At 49.7% G+C, this 20,192-nt stretch carries 16 protein-coding genes and 2 pseudogenes; 12 read left to right on the top strand and 6 right to left on the bottom strand.

Annotation, left to right across the window (positions count from 1 at the left end; genetic code table 11):
• Window positions 1-308: 308 nt before the first annotated feature.
• The 3 genes and pseudogenes from HV340_RS23475 to HV340_RS23465 all read left to right on the top strand — a co-directional run.
• Window positions 309-533 (top strand): annotated as a pseudogene (locus HV340_RS23475) (HNH endonuclease); the annotation flags it as partial.
• A 33-nt stretch (window positions 534-566) separates the two neighbouring features.
• Window positions 567-1,535 carry an IS5-like element IS903B family transposase gene (locus HV340_RS23470; RefSeq protein WP_000654804.1) on the top strand — a complete coding sequence of 323 codons (969 nt, stop codon included), beginning with the start codon at window positions 567-569 and terminating at the stop codon, window positions 1,533-1,535.
• Between the two features lie 55 nt (window positions 1,536-1,590).
• Window positions 1,591-2,283, top strand: a pseudogene (locus tag HV340_RS23465) (HNH endonuclease); the annotation flags it as partial.
• Between the two features lie 387 nt (window positions 2,284-2,670).
• On the opposite strand, the gene HV340_RS23460 reads toward HV340_RS23465, so the two are convergent.
• Together HV340_RS23460 and silE are read right to left on the bottom strand one after the other, a co-directional pair.
• The gene (locus HV340_RS23460) at window positions 2,671-3,021 is read right to left on the bottom strand and encodes a DUF305 domain-containing protein (RefSeq protein ID WP_000694953.1); all 351 of its coding nucleotides are present in this window, start codon (window positions 3,019-3,021) and stop codon (window positions 2,671-2,673) included.
• Between the two features lie 143 nt (window positions 3,022-3,164).
• The gene (silE, locus tag HV340_RS23455) at window positions 3,165-3,596 is read right to left on the bottom strand and encodes a silver-binding protein SilE (protein ID WP_000790483.1); all 432 of its coding nucleotides are present in this window, start codon (window positions 3,594-3,596) and stop codon (window positions 3,165-3,167) included.
• A gap of 321 nt (window positions 3,597-3,917) precedes the next feature.
• On the opposite strand from silE, the gene HV340_RS23450 reads away from it, so the two are divergent.
• Window positions 3,918-4,615 (top strand): IS1 family transposase gene (locus HV340_RS23450; protein ID WP_226778077.1). Its coding sequence is split into 2 segments (ribosomal slippage): window positions 3,918-4,167 and window positions 4,167-4,615, totalling 699 coding nucleotides; the frame shifts between segments, so codons are not numbered across the junction.
• A 10-nt stretch (window positions 4,616-4,625) separates the two neighbouring features.
• Here the strand turns inward: HV340_RS23450 and silS are convergent.
• Together silS and silR are read right to left on the bottom strand one after the other, a co-directional pair.
• Window positions 4,626-6,098, bottom strand: coding sequence for a copper/silver sensor histidine kinase SilS (silS, locus tag HV340_RS23445; RefSeq protein ID WP_033147116.1), 1,473 nt, complete (start codon window positions 6,096-6,098; stop codon window positions 4,626-4,628).
• A complete protein-coding gene (gene silR, locus HV340_RS23440; RefSeq protein WP_001572351.1) occupies window positions 6,091-6,771 on the bottom strand; it encodes a copper/silver response regulator transcription factor SilR in 681 nt (226 codons plus the stop codon). The genes silS and silR overlap by 8 nt, the downstream gene beginning before the upstream one ends.
• 189 nt (window positions 6,772-6,960) lie before the next feature.
• On the opposite strand from silR, the gene silC reads away from it, so the two are divergent.
• The 7 genes from silC to HV340_RS23405 all read left to right on the top strand — a co-directional run bounded on the left by silC (window position 6,961) and on the right by HV340_RS23405 (window position 16,630).
• Window positions 6,961-8,346 (top strand): Cu(+)/Ag(+) efflux RND transporter outer membrane channel SilC, encoded by a 1,386-nt coding sequence (silC, locus tag HV340_RS23435; RefSeq protein WP_000475512.1) that lies wholly within the window; start codon window positions 6,961-6,963, stop codon window positions 8,344-8,346.
• A 28-nt stretch (window positions 8,347-8,374) separates the two neighbouring features.
• A complete protein-coding gene (gene cusF / locus HV340_RS23430; RefSeq protein ID WP_001246153.1) occupies window positions 8,375-8,728 on the top strand; it encodes a cation efflux system protein CusF in 354 nt (117 codons plus the stop codon).
• 113 nt (window positions 8,729-8,841) lie between these two features.
• Window positions 8,842-10,134 carry a Cu(+)/Ag(+) efflux RND transporter periplasmic adaptor subunit SilB gene (silB, locus tag HV340_RS23425; RefSeq protein ID WP_001485328.1) on the top strand — a complete coding sequence of 431 codons (1,293 nt, stop codon included), beginning with the start codon at window positions 8,842-8,844 and terminating at the stop codon, window positions 10,132-10,134.
• A 10-nt stretch (window positions 10,135-10,144) separates the two neighbouring features.
• Window positions 10,145-13,291 carry a Cu(+)/Ag(+) efflux RND transporter permease subunit SilA gene (gene silA, locus HV340_RS23420; protein ID WP_000574021.1) on the top strand — a complete coding sequence of 1,049 codons (3,147 nt, stop codon included), beginning with the start codon at window positions 10,145-10,147 and terminating at the stop codon, window positions 13,289-13,291.
• Between the two features lie 86 nt (window positions 13,292-13,377).
• Complete coding sequence (locus tag HV340_RS23415; protein WP_008322815.1) at window positions 13,378-13,818, top strand: DUF411 domain-containing protein; 441 nt, start codon at window positions 13,378-13,380, stop codon at window positions 13,816-13,818.
• 126 nt (window positions 13,819-13,944) lie between these two features.
• Entirely contained in the window at window positions 13,945-16,392 is a 2,448-nt protein-coding gene (gene silP / locus HV340_RS23410; protein ID WP_181216584.1) for an Ag(+)-translocating P-type ATPase SilP, read from the top strand.
• 40 nt (window positions 16,393-16,432) lie between these two features.
• Window positions 16,433-16,630, top strand: coding sequence for a DUF2933 domain-containing protein (locus HV340_RS23405; RefSeq protein WP_004388331.1), 198 nt, complete (start codon window positions 16,433-16,435; stop codon window positions 16,628-16,630).
• 33 nt (window positions 16,631-16,663) lie between these two features.
• Here the strand turns inward: HV340_RS23405 and HV340_RS23400 are convergent, their stop codons facing one another.
• On the bottom strand, window positions 16,664-17,401 hold the full coding sequence (locus HV340_RS23400) for a peptidoglycan DD-metalloendopeptidase family protein (RefSeq protein WP_004388332.1): 738 nt from the start codon (window positions 17,399-17,401) through the stop codon (window positions 16,664-16,666).
• Window positions 17,402-17,689: 288 nt separating this feature from the next.
• Window positions 17,690-18,139 (bottom strand): copper resistance protein, encoded by a 450-nt coding sequence (locus HV340_RS23395; protein ID WP_001023257.1) that lies wholly within the window; start codon window positions 18,137-18,139, stop codon window positions 17,690-17,692.
• A gap of 234 nt (window positions 18,140-18,373) precedes the next feature.
• Here HV340_RS23395 and pcoA point away from each other — a divergent pair, with 234 nt between their 5' ends.
• Window positions 18,374-20,191: a multicopper oxidase PcoA gene (gene pcoA / locus HV340_RS23390; protein WP_000925242.1), complete on the top strand. Its 1,818-nt coding sequence runs from the start codon at window positions 18,374-18,376 to the stop codon at window positions 20,189-20,191.
• Window position 20,192 lies beyond the last annotated feature (1 nt).

The following is a 20,192-nucleotide window of genomic DNA, read 5'->3' as shown; positions in this document are numbered from 1 at the left end:
AAGTACATTAAAAACGTTATCCGGTCATGTGAAGCTGAGACCGTCTCTTCGTCATGTAAAATGCCGTACTTTCTTTGTCGTGAAGAATTACCGGGTTAAGTCCATAAGGTTGAGAGGAAGTCTGCTGATGTGATACGCTCAAGGCGAGATTTATCTCAGTGAGAACTCACGGCAACAAAAAGTTTTTGGACAACAAAACACAAAGTTGTTTTGGACTGTAGGAGTCCAAGAGACAATGACATTACATACAACGCCGTGTAACGGATTTTACATTATTACAAAGCCTGTGTTACAAGAGAGTTATGGACATGATTGAAAAAATATGTGAAGTAATTGATGGTGAATACGTCTGTGATATAGATATTAGCGTTGAAGAATGGAAGATTTTATTAAGGGATAAAAAAGTTTTTGATGACAAAAGTATTGCAGCGTTAAAAAAATGGTTCATTGAGCCAGACCATTCCTGTACATGTTTCGATATCGGCAAGAAGTACGACCTGCACAGTATGAGTGCTAATGGTGTAATCAATGGGTGGCTTTGTTGAATAAATCGAACTTTTGCTGAGTTGAAGGATCAGATCACGCATCTTCCCGACAACGCAGACCGTTCCGTGGCAAAGCAAAAGTTCAAAATCACCAACTGGCCCACCTACAATAAAGCCCTCATCAACCGTGGCTCCATAACTTTCTGGCTGGATGATGAAGCTATTCAGGCCTGGTATGAGTCAGCAACACCTTCTTCACGAGGCAGACCTCAGCGCTATTCTGACCTTGCCATCACGACTGTGCTGGTCATTAAACGCGTATTCAGGCTGACCCTGCGCGCTGCGCAGGGCTTTATTGATTCCATTTTTTCTCTGATGAACGTTCCGCTACGCTGCCCGGATTACAGCTGTGTCAGCAGGCGGGCAAAGTCGGTTAATGTCAGTTTCAAAACGCCCACCCGGGGTGAAATCGCACACCTGGTAATTGATTCCACCGGGCTGAAGGTCTTCGGTGAAGGCGAGTGGAAAGTCAAAAAGCATGGCCAGGAACGCCGCCGTATCTGGCGTAAGCTGCATCTCGCCGTTGACAGTAAAACACATGAAATCATCTGCGCTGACCTGTCGCTGAACAACGTTACGGACTCAGAGGCCTTCCCCGGGTTAATCCGGCAAACCCACCGGAAAATCAGGTCAGCCGCCGCCGATGGCGCTTACGATACCCGGCTATGTCACGATGAACTGCGGCGTAAGAAAATCAGCGCGCTTATCCCTCCCCGAAAAGGTGCGGGTTACTGGCCCGGTGAATATGCAGACCGTAACCGTGCAGTGGCTAATCAGCGAATGACCGGGAGTAATGCGCGGTGGAAATGGACAACAGATTACAATCGTCGCTCGATAGCGGAAACGGCGATGTACCGGGTAAAACAGCTGTTCGGGGGTTCACTGACGCTGCGTGACTACGATGGTCAGGTTGCGGAGGCTATGGCCCTGGTACGAGCGCTGAACAAAATGACGAAAGCAGGTATGCCTGAAAGCGTGCGTATTGCCTGAAAACACAACCCGCTACGGGGGAGACTTACCCGAAATCTGATTTATTCAACAAAGCCTCAATGGGTTGGGTGGAAGAGTTCAGAAGCAGCTTGGCCGATTCGAGGTTAAAGGAGTCGGAAAGATTGCTTCCGGGACAAAATTCATTACAGTCATGAAAAGTAGAGAAATTAAAGGAAACCCAAAGCGAAATTTATGGACTATCCGTGAAGAACTTGTTCAGGCAATAAAAGAACTAGATTTTTTTAGTACGAACGAAAGCTCAAGCATTGATTTTTACTCAGATAATGATTTGATCACTGCTCTAGAAGAAAGTAATCACTTTGACGTTACTCAGACATTTGAGTATAGCGAAAAAGCGAAACCTAAGAAAGCTGCAATAGAAGTCAAAAATGGACTCTCATACCCAAGAAGTAAATCTGTTTCAAAAAATGCGCTTAACAAAGCTGATTATAAATGTGAAATTAATTGCGACCATCCAACGTTCAGAAGGCGAAACTCTCCTCTAAATTACACAGAACCTCATCACATTGCCCCGATGTCAAAGCAAGACTATTTTGAGAATTCACTGGATGTGGAAGAGAATATCATATCACTATGTTGCAACTGCCATAAACAAATTCATCTTGGCAAGGGGTTTGAAGATATGTTGAGGAAAATATATGCCGAGCGGAAAGATGTATTAAAAAAAGCGGGAATCGAGATATTATTAGAGGATTTGATTCTTTTTTACAAGATGGAAGGTAATTAATCTTCGAGAAGATGCATGCTTATTTTTATTTTTTTAGCAATGAATGTGAAATACTGCCTGACTATCAATCCTGTCATGTGGTTCAGATTTATGGGGGAGAATTTTAATATTTTACCAGCATGGCATGTCGATCAATCGGTTAAGTATAGCGCCAGGTAACCAGACGGATTTTCCCTCTCAGGCGGGAGTCGTTATCCATCGTCCAGTACCTGATTAAAAGTAGGAGTAATTACAAGAAAATTAAATTGTATGACTATTATTTCCGTTCAGAAAAGAAAGTTACATTAAAAACCCGAAATTATTAGGGTTATTAATTAGTTAAGTGCTATATATTTTCGTGTCCGGGGGTACCCTAAGAGGGTGCGCAAGACAACACTCCAGTGTTCATTATTTATGACTGTCAAGCCATTTATTCATCTGCTCAATTTCACCTTTTTGAGCTTTAATGATGTCCTGCGCAAGCTTTCTCATTTCGGGATCTTTTCCGTATTTGAGCTCGGTCTCAGCCATTGCGATTGCCCCTTCATGGTGTGCGATCATACCTTTTGCAAAGGCCTTATCGGGATTGGATTCATTAACGGCGGCCATCATTTTTTCATGCATATTTTTCATGCCAGCCATATATTCCTGTGATGATGCCGATGAGTGCATATCTGACATTTTCATTTCCGAATGTTCAGCAGAAATGGCTGGCAGGGATAACATTAATATTACAAAAAGGGTGTTTTTGATTTTCATATAATAATTCCTTTCAGACAGGTACCGGTTAAGTGTAGCTGAGTCAGACAAAAAAGCCCCCTGACGGGGGGCAAAAATGTAGCAACGTTGTTTCAGGAAAATCTATCAGGGAAAAGGTAACAGCACGGATACTACCGTCGCATTCAGCCTGCATTGATCATGCGGCGGTGCGCTTCGGCCATGGCCTGATGTGGGCCGGATTGCCCGTTATTCATGAATTCATGGGCAACCGCTGCTCTTTCATGCTCATTCATCGCCGCGTAAGACGTTGACGGGACGGTCGTGGATACCGTGTTATTTCCCATCATCTTCTGATGACTTTCCACCATTTTCTGGTGCGCATCCGCCGAGCCGTTCGTCATGGTTTCATGAGCAATAATGGCCTGTTCATGCTGGTCCATACCGGTCATACGAGGAGCAGTCCCCTGGATCCCGACAGGAGCCGCAGCAGACTGCATCTGGTGAGCAGGAGCCTGTGCATTGTTGACGCGATCATGGATATTCACGGTTTCAGTGGCCCAGGCCGATGAAATTAAACCAAAGCCCAGCAAAGATGCTAATACGATATTTTTCATGATAACTCTCCATTTCTGAATTAGTGATGTCCGGGGAAGTACAACCGGTGTTTTCAGTTCCATAACTGAAACAAGTTCGGCAGCGTTTATTTCTCCGGAAGAGGGCTGGATATTCATTTCCTGGCGTACTCTGACGCCGGGTATTGATGAAGCAATCCAGCCTTCCTGATAAGTTGCACTAATTATATCGAATGGCTTCTGTTTGCTGCATGACAGGCTAATGACATCTTTGTCATTTACATCTTTATTTTCAGCATTGGGTTTCCGGTAATGGTGCCAACTTACTGATTTAGTGTATGATGGTGTTTTTGAGGTGCTCCCGTGGCTTCCATCTCCATCAGTTGTCCCTCCTGCTCAGCTACTGAAGGCGTGGTGCGTAACGGTAAAAGTTCTGCCGGACATCAGCGCTATCTCTGCTCTCACTGCCGTCAAACATGGCAGCTACAGTTCACTTACACCGCCTCTCAGCCCGGTACACACCAGAAAATTATTGATATGGCCATGAATGGCGTCGGATGTCGCGCCAGTGCACGCATTATGGGCGTTGGCCTCAACACGATTTTACGACACTTAAAAAACTCAGGCCGCAGTCGGTAAACTCACGCATACAACCGGGCAGTGACGTCATTGTTTGCGCGGAAATGGACGAACAGTGGGGTTACGTCGGCGCTAAATCACGCCAGCGCTGGTTGTTTTACGCGTATGACAGGATACGGAGGACGGTTGTGGCGCACGTATTCGGTGAACGCACGTTGGCCACGCTGGAGCGTCTTCTGAGCCTGCTGTCGGCCTTTGAGGTCGTGGTATGGATGACGGATGGCTGGCCGCTGTATGAATCACGCCTGAAGGGAGAACTGCACGTTATCAGCAAGCGATATACGCAGCGCATTGAGCGGCATAACCTGAATCTGAGGCAGCATCTGGCAAGGCTGGGCAGGAAGTCACTGTCGTTCTCAAAATCGGTGGAGCTGCATGACAAAGTCATCGGGCATTATCTGAACATAAAACACTATCAGTAAGTTGGAGTCATTACCGGGTTTCCGGGATCATTTTCTCCAGTCTGGGCACGGATAAGATAAAACGCGTGGAGCGTACGTCTGATTCCACCTGCACTCTTCCGTGATGTGCTTCCACGATTGACTTCACAATCGCAAGGCCGATGCCGCTGCCTTCTCCTTTTCGTTGTCTGGATGGATCCACCCGATAAAAACGGTCAAACAGCCTTGATAAATGTTCTTCAGGGATCGGTTTCCCCGGATTTTCAATCACAAGGTCAAAAAAGCTCTCCTGCTCTCTTATTGAGACGGTGATTGCCTGTCCCTCCGGGGTATAACGCAGGGCATTGGATAACAGATTATTGATCGCCCTTCTGAACATTTGTGGATCTCCCTCAACCAGGCAGGGCATCCCGTCAAATTTGAGCGTGATATTGCGTTCTTCGGCCCAGGCTTCGAAAAACTCGAAGACTTTCATGACTTCCGCTCTGAGGTCAAACATGACCCTGTCAGGTATCAGCTGATTATTGTCTGCCTGCGCCAGGAACAGCATGTCGCTGACCATTTTGGTCATCCGGTTATACTCTTCCAGGCTGGAGTAGAGGACATCCTCAAGTTCCTTCTGGGTTCGATCCTGACTCAGCGCGATTTCAGTCTGTGTCACCAGATTGGTGATGGGCGTTCTGATCTCGTGCGCGATATCGGCAGAGAAATTGGCCTGGCGGGTAAAGACATCCTCAATCTTTCCAATCATATGATTGAACGAGATAACCAGTTGCTCCAGCTCAATGGGAACCCGTGTCGGTTCCAGCCGCGCATCAAGATTCTCGGAGGTGATGCTTTTAATGGCATTGCTGACATTACGAAGGGGCAGATGCCCCTGACGGACAGCGATGCGAATGATCAGAACAATCAGCAGGCTTATCACAACAGCGATTGCAATCAGATTTTTTTTCAGCGCATCAAGGTAATGGAGATGGAAATTAATGGAGAGGCCAGTCAGCATGACATAGTTCTGCTGTTTGCCCTGAAATATCGCCTGGCCAGAGGAGGCGATAATCCGGTATGTTTCCATCTTCATTCCGGACCCGGTATCCATCGGTCCCGCAGGATCCTCCACCGTCCAGAGAAAGACATCCCGTGCGCGGCTGTGCTCGCTAAAATCTGCTGAATTCACTGCCGGGCGTAGTGCCGCCCCCTGAGCTGAGCTCAAGAGCACTTCACCCCTGGGATTGAGGAGCAAAAGGGCAACGTTGCGGTAGCTGGCAATTGATTCCTTTATTTTGCTTACTTTTTTTTCATCCGGATCTGCCGGGGACTGGAGTATACGGCTCAGTGTGGTGCTGATTTGTTGCAGATCGCTGACATCCTGCTCGGCAAAATGCTTTTCAACAGAATGCAGCATAAACCAGGTGAAGGCGATAAACGCCAGTATTGTGGACAGGCTGATAAAAAAGGTCAGCCGCAGAGCGAGTGAGAAAGGTCGTCTGGACGGTTTGCTATGCATCCGGGATCTCCAGCATGTAGCCCACGCCCCGCACTGTCTGGATCAGTTTTGTCCCGTAATCGTTGTCTATTTTAGCGCGGAGTCGCTTTACTGCGACATCAATCGCGTTAGTGTCGCTGTCAAAATTCATGTCCCAGACCTGAGAGGCAATCAGGGAGCGGGGAAGAACTTCTCCCTGATGGCGAATGAAGAATTCCAGCAAGCTGAACTCTTTACTGGTGAGCACAATGCGGTTCCCGGCGCGGCTGACTTTTCTGGATACGAGATCAACCGAGAGGTCAGCCACTTTAAGCTGGCTTTCCGTGATCATCGTGTTTCCCCGCCTGAGGAGGGTTCTTACCCGGGCGAGCAGTTCAGCAAACGCAAAGGGCTTCACCAGATAATCGTCCGCACCCAGCTCAAGTCCTTTGACCCTGTGTTCAATCGTGCCAAGGGCCGTCAGCAGTAATACCGGCATCCCCTTTCCGGCACTGCGCAGCATACGGATGATATCCCAGCCGTTTACATCAGGCAGCATGATATCCAGGATGACTAAATCATACTCGGCTGTCATGGCAAGATGATATCCGGTCAGACCATTATCAGCGTGATCCACGACGAACCCCGCCTCTGTCAGCCCCTTGCTGAGATATTCACCTGTTTTAATTTCGTCTTCAACGATTAATATTTTCATCATGCTCCCCGGCTGGCTGCTAATGTCATTTTATTGCGCCCACGATCGTTATCAACGGATTACAGCAAAAATGACAACATTGTCATTATCCTGTCACCCGGCAAACAGAGAGCGTTCGGTAAAGTATCCCTATCAATACTCTGGACTTCGTTTGAACCATTTACCAGGTCTGCCTGTACGAGAAGCGTTATGTTCAAATTAAAATTACTCAGCATCAGTACCATATTCATCCTGGCTGGTTGTGTTTCTCTGGCACCTGAATATCAGCGTCCGCCAGCTCCGGTTCCCCAGCAGTTTTCATTGTCTAAAAACAGTCTGACGCCTGCGGTAAACAGCTATCAGGATACGGGCTGGCGAAACTTTTTTGTCGATCCCCAGGTCAGCAGGCTGATCGGTGAAGCCCTGAATAATAACCGTGATTTGAGAATGGCTGCCCTGAAGGTTGAAGAGGCCCGGGCCCAGTTCAACGTCACGGATGCAGATCGTTATCCCCAACTGAATGCCTCATCCGGGATCACATACAACGGTGGTCTGAAAGGTGACAAGCCGACCACACAGGAGTACGACGCGGGTCTGGAGCTCAGCTATGAGCTCGATTTTTTTGGCAAACTTAAGAACATGAGTGAGGCTGATCGCCAGAACTACTTTGCCAGCGAAGAAGCCCGTCGTGCCGTACACATCCTGCTGGTCTCCAACGTTTCACAGAGCTATTTCAGCCAGCAACTGGCGTACGAACAACTCCGTATTGCGCGGGAAACGCTGAAAAATTATGAACAGTCCTATGCTTTCGTTGAGCAACAGCTCGTGACCGGGAGTACGAACGTTCTGGCACTTGAACAGGCGAGAGGACAAATCGAAAGTACCCGCGCCGAAATAGCCAAACGAGAAGGCGATCTGGCTCAGGCAAACAATGCCCTGCAACTGGTGCTGGGAACGTACCGCGCACTTCCGTCAGAAAAAGGGATGAAAGGCGGGGAGATCGCACCAGTAAAATTGCCACCAAATCTATCTTCACAAATTTTGCTGCAGCGACCGGATATTATGGAAGCGGAATATCAGCTGAAAGCGGCTGATGCCAATATTGGCGCAGCGCGAGCGGCCTTTTTCCCCTCCATTACCCTGACCAGTGGTCTTTCCGCAAGCAGTACGGAGCTGTCAAGCCTGTTTACGTCAGGAAGTGGAATGTGGAATTTTATCCCTAAAATTGAAATTCCTATTTTTAATGCTGGCAGGAATAAAGCCAATCTGAAGCTGGCTGAAATTCGCCAGCAACAATCGGTGGTTAATTACGAACAAAAAATTCAGTCAGCCTTTAAGGATGTTTCCGACACGCTTGCGCTGCGCGACAGCCTTAGCCAGCAACTTGAGTCACAGCAGCGTTATCTTGATTCACTTCAGATAACTCTCCAGCGTGCCAGAGGATTATATGCAAGTGGTGCTGTCAGTTACATCGAAGTGCTGGATGCAGAACGTTCCCTCTTCGCTACGCAGCAAACCATTCTCGATCTTACCTATTCCCGACAGGTTAACGAAATTAATCTGTTTACCGCGCTGGGTGGCGGTTGGGTAGAGTAAATTTATTTAATTAATCAGGAAATTAAAAATGCGTAATTCACTTAAAGCCGTTTTATTTGGTGCCTTCTCTGTCATGTTTTCTGCCGGTCTTCATGCTGAAACACATCAGCATGGCGATATGAATGCTGCCAGTGATGCTTCGGTACAGCAGGTTATCAAGGGCACCGGTGTCGTTAAAGACATTGATATGAATAGTAAAAAGATTACCATTTCGCACGAAGCAATCCCTGCTGTGGGCTGGCCTGCAATGACCATGCGCTTCACTTTTGTTAATGCAGACGACGCTATCAATGCCCTGAAAACCGGCAACCATGTCGATTTCTCGTTTATTCAGCAGGGCAATATCTCCTTACTCAAAAGCATTAACGTTACGCAATCCTGATTATCAGTCCGGAGCGAATACATCCAGTGCGCCTGAACATTCATTAAGGGATTACTGTGAATGAATGATCGGGCGCATATGCCAGGTGTTTTGATTTTTCAGCGAGAAATTGTATGGCTTCTTTAAAGATAAAATATGCTGCAATAATTATCAGCAGCCTCATAGCAGGGGGGCTGATATCGGTTACTGCCTGGCAGTATGTAAACTCATCACAAAAAACAGTACAAACCGAACAAAAGGCACCGGAGCGAAAGGTACTTTTCTGGTATGACCCGATGAAACCGGATACCAAATTTGATAAACCCGGAAAATCTCCCTTTATGGATATGGACCTGGTGCCGAAATATGCTGATGAAAGTGGCGATAAAAGCAGTGGCGGGATCCGTATCGATCCAACCCAGGTTCAGAATCTGGGATTAAAAACGCAAAAAGTTACGCGAGGAATGCTGAATTATTCCCAGACAATCCCGGCTAATGTCAGTTACAACGAGTATCAGTTTGTCATTGTGCAGGCGCGTTCTGACGGTTTCGTCGAAAAAGTGTATCCCCTGACGATTGGCGATCATGTGAAGAAAGGCACTCCGCTTATCGATATCACCATTCCTGAATGGGTTGAGGCACAAAGTGAGTTCCTGCTGTTATCCGGTACAGGCGGTACGTCAACCCAGATAAAAGGGGTTCTGGAGCGACTTCGTCTGGCTGGTATGCCGGAAGAGGATATTCAAAGGCTGCGTTCAACCCGCACAATCCAGACCCGTTTTACCATTAAAGCACCTATTGATGGTGTCATTACTGCGTTTGACCTGCGCACCGGAATGAATATTTCGAAAGATAAAGTAGTGGCTCAGATTCAGGGGATGGACCCGGTCTGGATCAGCGCTGCAGTGCCAGAATCTATCGCCTATCTGCTGAAAGATACGTCGCAGTTTGAAATTTCGGTACCGGCTTATCCGGATAAAACATTCCATGTCGAAAAATGGAACATTCTTCCCAGCGTGGATCAGACAACCCGTACGCTTCAGGTCCGTCTCCAGGTTTCTAATAAGGATGAGTTTCTCAAGCCGGGCATGAATGCCTATCTGAAACTGAATACCAAGAGCCAGGAGATGCTGCTGATACCAAGCCAGGCCGTTATCGATACCGGCAAAGAACAGCGCGTGATTACTGTTGATGATGAAGGCAAGTTTGTGCCGAAACAGATCCACGTTCTGCATGAATCACAGCAACAGTCCGGCATTGGCTCCGGCCTGAATGAAGGCGATACCGTGGTGGTCAGTGGCCTGTTCCTCATTGACTCCGAAGCCAATATTACGGGCGCGCTGGAACGTATGCGCCACCCTGAAAAAACAGAAAACAGTATGCCAGCAATGTCTGAGCAGCCTGTAAATATGCATTCAGGGCACTGAGGAGACGACGATGATTGAATGGATTATCCGGCGCTCTGTCGCCAACCGTTTCCTGGTCATGATGGGCGCACTGTTTCTCAGCATCTGGGGCACATGGACGATAATTAACACGCCGGTCGATGCGCTGCCTGACCTGTCAGATGTGCAGGTCATTATTAAAACCAGCTATCCCGGACAGGCCCCGCAGATTGTAGAAAACCAGGTCACCTATCCGCTTACCACCACCATGCTGTCCGTACCTGGCGCAAAAACCGTGCGTGGCTTTTCACAGTTCGGTGATTCGTATGTGTATGTCATTTTTGAAGACGGCACCGATCTGTACTGGGCCCGTTCGCGCGTGCTGGAATACCTGAATCAGGTTCAGGGCAAACTGCCTGCGGGTGTGAGCTCTGAAATCGGCCCGGACGCCACGGGAGTGGGCTGGATATTTGAATATGCCCTTGTCGATCGCAACGGAAAACACGACCTTTCAGAACTGCGCTCTCTGCAGGACTGGTTCCTGAAATTTGAGCTGAAAACCATCCCGAACGTGGCTGAGGTCGCTTCGGTTGGCGGCGTGGTGAAACAGTACCAGATTCAGGTCAATCCGGTAAAACTGTCCCAGTACGGTATCAGCCTGCCCGAAGTGAAACAGGCACTTGAATCGTCTAACCAGGAGGCCGGTGGCTCATCCGTTGAAATGGCCGAAGCGGAGTATATGGTCCGTGCCAGCGGTTATCTTCAGAGCATTGATGATTTTAATAACATCGTCCTGAAAACAGGTGAGAACGGCGTGCCGGTTTATCTGCGGGATGTTGCCCGCGTGCAGACCGGGCCCGAAATGAGGCGTGGTATTGCCGAGCTGAACGGCCAGGGAGAAGTCGCTGGCGGCGTGGTGATCCTGCGGTCGGGTAAAAATGCGCGCGACGTTATCACGGCAGTGAGGGATAAACTGGAGACGCTGAAGGCCAGCCTGCCGGAAGGCGTTGAAATCGTGACCACCTACGATCGCAGCCAGTTAATCGACCGGGCGATTGATAACCTCAGTTCCAAACTTCTGGAAGAGTTTATCGTGGTGGCCATCGTCTGTGCTCTGTTCCTGTGGCACGTACGTTCTGCCCTGGTGGCGATTATCTCTCTGCCGCTTGGCCTGTGTATCGCCTTTATCGTCATGCACTTCCAGGGACTGAACGCCAATATCATGTCGCTGGGAGGGATAGCGATTGCCGTCGGTGCGATGGTGGATGCCGCCATTGTGATGATTGAAAATGCGCACAAACGGCTTGAGGAGTGGGATCATCAGCATCCGGGTGAGCAGATTGACAACGCCACCCGCTGGAAGGTGATTACCGACGCCTCCGTGGAAGTGGGACCCGCGTTGTTCATTAGCCTGCTGATCATCACCCTGTCCTTTATTCCTATCTTTACCCTGGAAGGGCAGGAAGGTCGTCTGTTTGGCCCGCTGGCATTCACGAAAACGTACTCCATGGCGGGAGCGGCCGCACTGGCCATCATCGTCATTCCTATTCTGATGGGATTCTGGATCCGGGGGAAAATTCCTGCCGAGACAAGTAACCCCCTGAACCGGGTGCTGATCAAAGCGTATCATCCTTTGCTGCTGCGGGTCCTCCACTGGCCAAAAACAACCCTGCTGGTTGCGGCCTTGTCCATTTTCACGGTTATCTGGCCACTGAGTCAGGTGGGCGGTGAATTTCTGCCGAAGATTAACGAGGGCGATCTGCTGTATATGCCGTCGACCTTGCCTGGCGTCTCTCCGGCAGAAGCTGCAGCGCTCCTGCAGACAACAGACAAGTTAATCAAAAGCGTTCCTGAAGTGGCTTCTGTATTTGGCAAGACCGGTAAAGCAGAGACCGCAACGGATTCCGCGCCGCTCGAAATGGTGGAAACCACGATCCAGCTCAAACCTGAGGATCAGTGGCGTCCCGGCATGACAATTGACAAGATTATTGATGAACTCGACAGGACAGTCCGTTTACCGGGTCTGGCAAACCTCTGGGTGCCGCCTATCCGTAACCGTATTGATATGCTCTCAACCGGGATCAAAAGCCCGATAGGTATCAAAGTGTCCGGGACTGTTCTGTCCGATATCGACGCGACGGCGCAGAGTATCGAGGCGGTAGCCAAAACCGTGCCTGGCGTGGTGTCTGTCCTGGCTGAGCGACTTGAGGGCGGGCGCTACATCGATATCGATATCAACCGGGAGAAAGCCTCCCGCTACGGGATGACGGTAGGTGATGTCCAGCTGTTCGTCTCTTCAGCAATCGGAGGTGCTATGGTGGGTGAGACGGTTGAAGGGGTGGCCCGGTACCCTATTAACATTCGCTACCCGCAGGATTACCGGAACAGTCCGCAGGCGCTGAAACAGATGCCGATCCTGACCCCGATGAAGCAGCAGATCACGCTGGGCGATGTCGCGGATATTAACGTCGTTTCTGGACCAACCATGCTGAAAACCGAAAATGCCCGGCCAGCCAGCTGGATTTATGTTGATGCCCGCGGCAGGGACATGGTGTCGGTGGTTAACGACATTAAGACGGCCATCAGCGAGAAAGTGAAACTGAGACCGGGAACCAGTGTGGCATTCTCCGGACAGTTTGAACTGCTTGAGCATGCCAACAAGAAACTGAAGCTGATGGTGCCGATGACGGTGATGATCATTTTCATCCTGTTGTATCTGGCATTCCGCCGGGTTGACGAAGCCCTGCTGATCCTGATGAGCCTGCCGTTCGCCCTGGTTGGCGGAATATGGTTCCTGTACTGGCAGGGCTTCCATATGTCAGTGGCGACCGGAACCGGGTTTATCGCCCTGGCCGGGGTGGCAGCAGAGTTTGGCGTGGTCATGCTGATGTATCTGCGTCATGCCATTGAAGCGCACCCGGAATTGTCCCGTAAAGAGACGTTCACACCGGAAGGTCTTGATGAAGCCCTCTATCATGGTGCCGTACTGCGTGTCCGGCCGAAAGCCATGACCGTGGCGGTGATCATTGCGGGTCTGCTGCCAATACTCTGGGGAACCGGCGCAGGTTCAGAAGTCATGAGCCGTATTGCGGCACCCATGATTGGTGGGATGATCACGGCTCCGCTGCTGTCCCTGTTCATTATTCCTGCCGCCTACAAATTAATCTGGCTGCGCAGACATAAAAAAAGCGTGTCCTGAACCTGAAAGGGCACCCCCTGTGGGTGTCCTTCTTTACTGATTCACCCTGACGTCAGGGTTTATATCGATAATATACAGAGGTGAGTATGAAAAAAGTGGTTCTAATGGCGCTGGCTCTCGGCCTTTCACTACCCGCGATGGCGAGTGAAAAAGTGATTGATATGTACAAATCTGAAAACTGTGGCTGTTGTTCCCTGTGGGGCAAAGCGATGGAAAAAGACGGGTTCGAAGTACGAACTCACGTCATGAATGATCAGGCGCTGTCAGCCCTGAAAGAAAAGCATGCTGTTCCTGCAGGACTACGAAGTTGTCATACCGCGGTTGCCGGTAATTTGATCATTGAAGGCCATGTGCCTGCGACAACGATACATAAGGCAATGCAGTCTGGTTCGGGTATATACGGTCTCGCCACCCCCGGTATGCCAGCAGGAAGTCCTGGAATGGAGATGGGAGCCCGAAAAGAGGCTTACGATGTTATCGCATTCTCACCGGATGGAAGTAAAAAAGTCTTCCAGCGAATCGAATAGTCAGCGGAACGGCTGATAACGGGACGCCGGTAGCAGGCACTCCTGTGCCGGCGATATTCGTGGTAATCGCATCCATGACATACCCTGAAGACAGAAGATGCTTCGGTATGCATAAGGAGAGTTACTGTGAAAAATGACAATGCAGTGCAACACAACAACCAGACTGCTTCTGAGCAGACATTATCCCCGGACGAGGGCCACGTATTGCATAAGGTGAGAGATCCCGTGTGCGGGATGGTCATCCTGCCTGACAAGGCGCACAGCAGCATTCGATACCAGGACCATCAGCTTTATTTCTGCTCCGCCAGCTGTGAGAGCAAATTTAAAGCCCATCCCGATCATTATTTTACCGAAGATGCCAGTGAACATTCCCATCACCATCACCACGATCATCACGAAGTCAGCCCTGATCAGATAAAACAGCCTCACAACCAGGCGGAAAAAGAGAATTCTGAAGGTGTGTGGACATGTCCGATGCACCCGGAGATACGCCGCAGTGGTCCCGGAAGCTGTCCTGTCTGTGGAATGGCACTGGAGCCGCTCGTAGCTACGGCATCCACGGGGCCGAGTGATGAACTTCACGACATGACAAGACGCTTCTGGCTGGGGTTGTTGCTGGCGTTTCCGGTTCTGGTACTCGAAATGGGATCTCATCTGTTTCCCGACTTGAGGAATACAGTACCGCCACAGTACAACACATGGCTGCAGTTGCTTCTGGCCTCCCCTGTCGTGTTGTGGTGTGGCTGGCCATTCTTCGCCCGGGCCGGAATGTCGTTACGTAACCGCTCCCTGAATATGTTTACCCTTGTTGCAATGGGGACCGGCGTAGCCTGGGTTTACAGCGTCATTGCAACCGTCTTCCCCTCCTGGTTTCCTGCATCGTTCAGAAACATGGATGGCCTGGTGGCCGTTTATTTTGAAGCCGCAGCAGTTATTACGGTGCTTGTTCTGCTGGGACAGGTTCTTGAGCTGCGGGCACGGGAACAAACCTCAGGCGCCATTACTGCGCTTCTGAACCTTGCCCCCAAAACCGCCAGACGGCTGGATCATGACGGTCATGAAACGGATATTAATGCGGAAGATGTCCTGCCTGGCGATAAGCTCCGCATCAGACCTGGAGAGAGTATTCCGGTCGACGGTATCGTGATCGAAGGCAAAACAACCGTGGATGAATCGATGGTGACCGGGGAGTCTATGCCGGTTACCAAAACGAAGGGTGACCCTGTCATTGGGGGGACGATTAATCAGACAGGTAGTCTTATCATCCGTGCAGAGAAAGTCGGTGATGAAACGATGCTCTCACGAATTGTTCAGATGGTCGCTGATGCACAGCGTTCGCGTGCCCCCATCCAGAGAATGGCAGACAGCGTTTCAGGCTGGTTTGTTCCTCTGGTGATACTTATCGCGGTTGTTGCTTTCTTGATCTGGTCTGTCTGGGGGCCCGAGCCCAGGATGGCGCACGGTCTCATTGCGGCTGTGTCGGTCCTGATTATTGCCTGTCCCTGCGCGCTGGGACTGGCCACGCCGATGTCGATAATGGTGGGGGTGGGCAAAGGCGCCCAGGCCGGGGTGTTAATCAAGAATGCCGAAGCCCTTGAGCGTCTTGAAAAAGTGGACACGCTGGTTGTCGACAAAACAGGCACGCTCACGGAAGGTTCGCCTACGGTGACAGGGATTATCAGTCTCAGTCCGGGTGGGGAAATATCTCTTTTACGTGTAACAGCTGCAGTGGAAAAAGGTTCGCAGCATCCGTTGGGTATGGCTGTTGTCAGAGCCGCGCATGAAAAGGGGATCGTGATACCTGCCGTCAGTAATTTCAATGCCCCGTCGGGGAAAGGTGTCTCAGGCGATGTCGAAGGTCAACGGGTTGTTATTGGTAATGAACTGGCTATGCAGGAAAACAGTATCGTTATTGATAATCAAAAGGCCGTTGCGGATACGTTGCGGATGGAAGGCGCTACCGTTATCTATGTGGCCACAGACGGGAACCTTGCAGGCCTGATAGCTATCTCGGATCCCGTGAAAGCAACCACGCCGGATGCGCTTAAAGCTTTGCGTCAGGCGGGGATCCGCATTGTTATGCTCACCGGGGATAACCAGCTTACTGCTGAAGCAGTCGCACGGAAACTGGGAATAGATGAGGTTGAAGCCGGGATTCTGCCGAATGGCAAAAAAGCAGTGATAACCCGACTGAAAGCGTCTGGCCATGTGGTTGCGATGGCCGGAGACGGTGTGAATGATGCCCCGGCGCTGGCAGCGGCTGACGTGGGTATAGCCATGGGAACGGGTACAGATGTGGCAATAGAAAGTGCTGGCGTTACCCTTCTCAAAGGCGATTTGATGATACTCAACAGGGCCCGTCATCTGTCAGAGATCACCATGAAAAATATCCGGCAGAATCTGTTTTTTGCGTTTATCTACAATGCTCTTGGGGTGCCTGTAGCTGCAGGTCTGCTTTATCCTGTGTATGGAATACTGCTGTCGCCAGTTATTGCGGCGGCGGCCATGGCCCTTTCCTCCGTTAGCGTCATTGCAAATGCGTTGCGTCTGAAAAGTGTCAGGCTCGGGAAATAACACTGAGTGAAGGGGCTGTTACGAACAGAAGGAGTCCGGTATGAAAAGTACAACCTATGCGCTTATTGCTGTCGCCGCGATTGCGGCATTTGCTCTCCTGCGCGAACACTGGTCACATGTGGCAGGCTACTGGCCATATCTGTTACTGCTGCTTTGTCCGCTCATGCATCTTTTCCACGGTCACGGGGGGCATGGAGATCATCAACATCACGGAAGTGAAAACGATAAAAAAAATTAATCCGGCAGACGGGACCGCGTCGCGGTCCCGTTATCAGTCCAAGTATCGTTCGTAGTCTCTGGCATGCGCAAAGGCATGCTGTTCGAGTTTGTTATCAGCGGGTGCCGCCGTCCGGAACGCCAGTGAGTTAACAGGATTGTTATTGATGACCAGCTCGTAATGCAGATGAGGACCGGATGAACGTCCGCTGTTACCGGATAACGCAATAGCGTCTCCCCGGGTAACCCTGGCCCCTTTAGTAACGAGTATTTTATTGAGGTGGAGATAGCGAGTTTTAACACCGGCTTTTCCCGTTACTTCAACAAAATATCCCATGGTACTGTTGTATTCGGCCCGGGTGATTTTTCCGTCGATGACGCTGACTATTTTCGTGTTCATGGGCATGGAATAATCAATGCCATTATGGGGACTCACTTTTCCCGATACCGGGTTAAGTCTTGCAGGATTGAAAGGCGAACTGAGTCTTGCTGTGGCCGGTAACGGATAATCGAGACTGCCTTTCCCGGAAGTATCGGAAAGGTTATAGAACTTTTTATCTGATATACGATACGCCGTGTAATTAAATGAACCGGACGTAAATTTATAGGCCACGACACGTGATTTTCCCGCTTTCTTTTGCAGTACGAGTTTTAATGATTCATTTTTTTTCAAATGCCGCAGATTAAACCGGGAAGGCAAGGAGCGCTGAAGAGTAGCGATCTCGTTCGATTCCAGCCCCGAGCGGGTGGCTGAAAGGTAGGCATTTTCTTTTACGACATCGGTAGAATACATTTACTGGAATTCGCCGTTAGCATGAACACTGCGGCGTATGCTAGGGGTTTTCAGGAGGCGTGTCATCTGTCAGTTAATCGGGAGCACCGTTGATGGTCGTCATTTTTGTAACATATCTTGTTTCCCGTTTGCTCCGGAAGCTCTGGGAACTGTATGACCAGCCCGACGGTGATGATTAACGGGACTGAAACAGGTTACGGCAGAGCAATATGGGGCTCATGTCCTGCTACGTAACCCGTCAGTAAAGCCCTGCTGCGCACCTGACGCTAAGCACTAACCCGCCTGCAGTTACCTGGTCGAATACAGCCCGCGAAGCTTTCTTGCCTGCGTCTGATGTGCTTCCGCACCGGCATTATTGACCTGCTCATGCACGAGAGCGGCTTTTTCTCCGGCATTCAGTTCGTTAAAAGAAGAAGACGAGGTCTTTGAATTTGCATCACTGCCGGACAGCATTTTTTTATGTTCCTCAATCATTTTCTGATGCGCATAGGACGCGCTGTTGTTCATAAATGAATGAGCAACAATGGCCCTTTCATGTTCATTCATTTCAGAGAATGAGGGCGTGTTGTTTTTATTAACCCTGTCCGGTAAGTTTTCATGCGTCGAGGAATTCACATGACTGACGGCTGAGGCATTATTAACAAATCGATGTGCTTCATGGGCAATATCACTGGACTGAGCAAAAGCTGCCCCACAAAATAAAGCTGTAAACGCAGTGGTCGTGATTAATATATTCATGTGTAATTACCTTCTGAGGTACATAAAAGATGTCCTTATGATCATATATAAAAATAATCAACCTGTGGGGAAGATGACGTAAATGTAATACAGCTATGTACATTACACGATTGTAATGAATTTGTTTCTTAAGGTGTGCTAGATTCATTTCATTGTAAGTGGATGAACCAGTAATTTAATTTAAATCGGTTCTCGAATTCTGTCAGTAACCATACTTTAAATAAGGGAATGCGCATGCTGTTGAAAACGTCTCGACGAACTTTCCTGAAGGGGTTAACCCTCTCTGGCGTAGCCGGAAGTCTTGGCGTATGGAGTTTCAATGCGCGTTCCAGTCTGAGCCTGCCAGTTGCCGCATCCCTGCAGGGTACTCAGTTTGACCTGACCATTGGTGAAACGGCCGTCAATATCACGGGCAGTGAGCGTCAGGCCAAAACAATCAATGGAGGCCTGCCGGGGCCCGTTCTTCGCTGGAAAGAAGGTGACACCATTACCCTGAAGGTCAAAAACCGTCTTAATGAACAGACGTCCATTCACTGGCACGGCATTATTCTTCCGGCCAATATGGATGGTGTTCCGGGGCTGAGTTTTATGGGCATAGAGCCTGATGATACCTACGTTTACACCTTTAAGGTTAAGCAGAACGGGACTTACTGGTACCACAGCCATTCCGGTCTGCAGGAACAGGAGGGGGTATACGGTGCCATTATCATCGATGCCAGGGAGCCAGAACCGTTTGCTTACGATCGTGAGCATGTGGTCATGTTGTCTGACTGGACCGATGAAAATCCTCACAGCCTGCTGAAAAAATTAAAAAAACAGTCGGATTACTACAATTTCAATAAACCAACCGTTGGCTCTTTTTTCCGCGACGTGAATACCAGGGGGCTGTCAGCCACCATTGCCGATCGGAAAATGTGGGCTGAAATGAAAATGAATCCGACTGACCTCGCGGATGTCAGTGGCTACACCTACACCTATCTCATGAACGGGCAGGCCCCGCTGAAAAACTGGACCGGACTGTTCCGTCCCGGTGAAAAGATACGCTTACGGTTTATCAACGGCTCGGCAATGACCTATTTCGATATCCGTATCCCCGGGCTGAAAATGACGGTCGTGGCTGCAGATGGCCAGTATGTAAACCCGGTTACCGTTGACGAATTCAGGATTGCCGTTGCCGAAACCTATGATGTCATTGTGGAGCCTCAGGGTGAGGCCTATACCATCTTCGCACAATCCATGGACAGGACCGGTTACGCTCGAGGGACACTGGCCACGAGAGAGGGGTTAAGTGCTGCCGTTCCCCCCCTCGATCCCCGTCCTCTGTTGACCATGGAAGATATGGGTATGGGGGGAATGGGACATGATATGGCAGGAATGGACCACAGCCAGATGGGAGGCATGGATAACAGCGGAGAGATGATGTCTATGGACGGTGCTGACCTTCCGGATAGCGGGACATCCTCCGCGCCCATGGATCACAGCAGCATGGCCGGTATGGATCATTCCCGGATGGCCGGAATGCCGGGTATGCAAAGTCATCCTGCGTCAGAAACGGATAACCCACTGGTTGATATGCAGGCGATGAGCGTCTCTCCGAAATTAAATGATCCGGGTATTGGTCTTCGAAATAACGGAAGAAAGGTTCTCACGTACGCGGATTTGAAAAGCCGCTTTGAGGATCCTGACGGACGTGAACCTGGCCGTACCATAGAACTGCATTTAACCGGCCACATGGAAAAGTTTGCCTGGTCATTTAACGGAATCAAGTTTTCAGATGCCGCACCGGTGCTGCTGAAATACGGTGAGCGGCTCAGGATCACGCTGATCAACGATACCATGATGACTCACCCCATTCACCTGCATGGTATGTGGAGCGATCTGGAAGATGAAAACGGTAATTTCATGGTTCGTAAACACACAATAGATGTTCCCCCTGGTACAAAACGCAGTTACAGAGTGACAGCAGATGCGCTTGGCCGCTGGGCGTATCACTGCCATTTGCTCTATCACATGGAAATGGGAATGTTTCGTGAAGTCCGGGTGGAGGAATGAT

The organism is Enterobacter sp. RHBSTW-00975, from assembly GCF_013615235.1.
In the GTDB taxonomy this organism is placed as follows: Bacteria; Pseudomonadota; Gammaproteobacteria; order Enterobacterales; family Enterobacteriaceae; genus Enterobacter; species Enterobacter ludwigii.
The sequence above is the reverse complement of the archived record's forward strand: the minus strand, read 5'-3'. Positions and strand labels throughout refer to the sequence as shown.

Bases quoted from the DNA above. Each gene is read 5' to 3' on its own strand.
- HV340_RS23460 (WP_000694953.1), bottom strand. From the start codon at position 3,021: ATGAAAATCAAAAACACCCTTTTTGTAATATTAATGTTATCCCTGCCA.
- silE (WP_000790483.1), bottom strand. From the start codon at position 3,596: ATGAAAAATATCGTATTAGCATCTTTGCTGGGCTTTGGTTTAATTTCA.
- silS (WP_033147116.1), bottom strand. From the start codon at position 6,098: ATGCATAGCAAACCGTCCAGACGACCTTTCTCACTCGCTCTGCGGCTG.
- silR (WP_001572351.1), bottom strand. From the start codon at position 6,771: ATGAAAATATTAATCGTTGAAGACGAAATTAAAACAGGTGAATATCTC.
- silC (WP_000475512.1), top strand. From the start codon at position 6,961: ATGTTCAAATTAAAATTACTCAGCATCAGTACCATATTCATCCTGGCT.
- cusF (WP_001246153.1), top strand. From the start codon at position 8,375: ATGCGTAATTCACTTAAAGCCGTTTTATTTGGTGCCTTCTCTGTCATG.
- silB (WP_001485328.1), top strand. From the start codon at position 8,842: ATGGCTTCTTTAAAGATAAAATATGCTGCAATAATTATCAGCAGCCTC.
- silA (WP_000574021.1), top strand. From the start codon at position 10,145: ATGATTGAATGGATTATCCGGCGCTCTGTCGCCAACCGTTTCCTGGTC.
- HV340_RS23415 (WP_008322815.1), top strand. From the start codon at position 13,378: ATGAAAAAAGTGGTTCTAATGGCGCTGGCTCTCGGCCTTTCACTACCC.
- HV340_RS23405 (WP_004388331.1), top strand. From the start codon at position 16,433: ATGAAAAGTACAACCTATGCGCTTATTGCTGTCGCCGCGATTGCGGCA.
- HV340_RS23400 (WP_004388332.1), bottom strand. From the start codon at position 17,401: ATGTATTCTACCGATGTCGTAAAAGAAAATGCCTACCTTTCAGCCACC.
- HV340_RS23395 (WP_001023257.1), bottom strand. From the start codon at position 18,139: ATGAATATATTAATCACGACCACTGCGTTTACAGCTTTATTTTGTGGG.
- pcoA (WP_000925242.1), top strand. From the start codon at position 18,374: ATGCTGTTGAAAACGTCTCGACGAACTTTCCTGAAGGGGTTAACCCTC.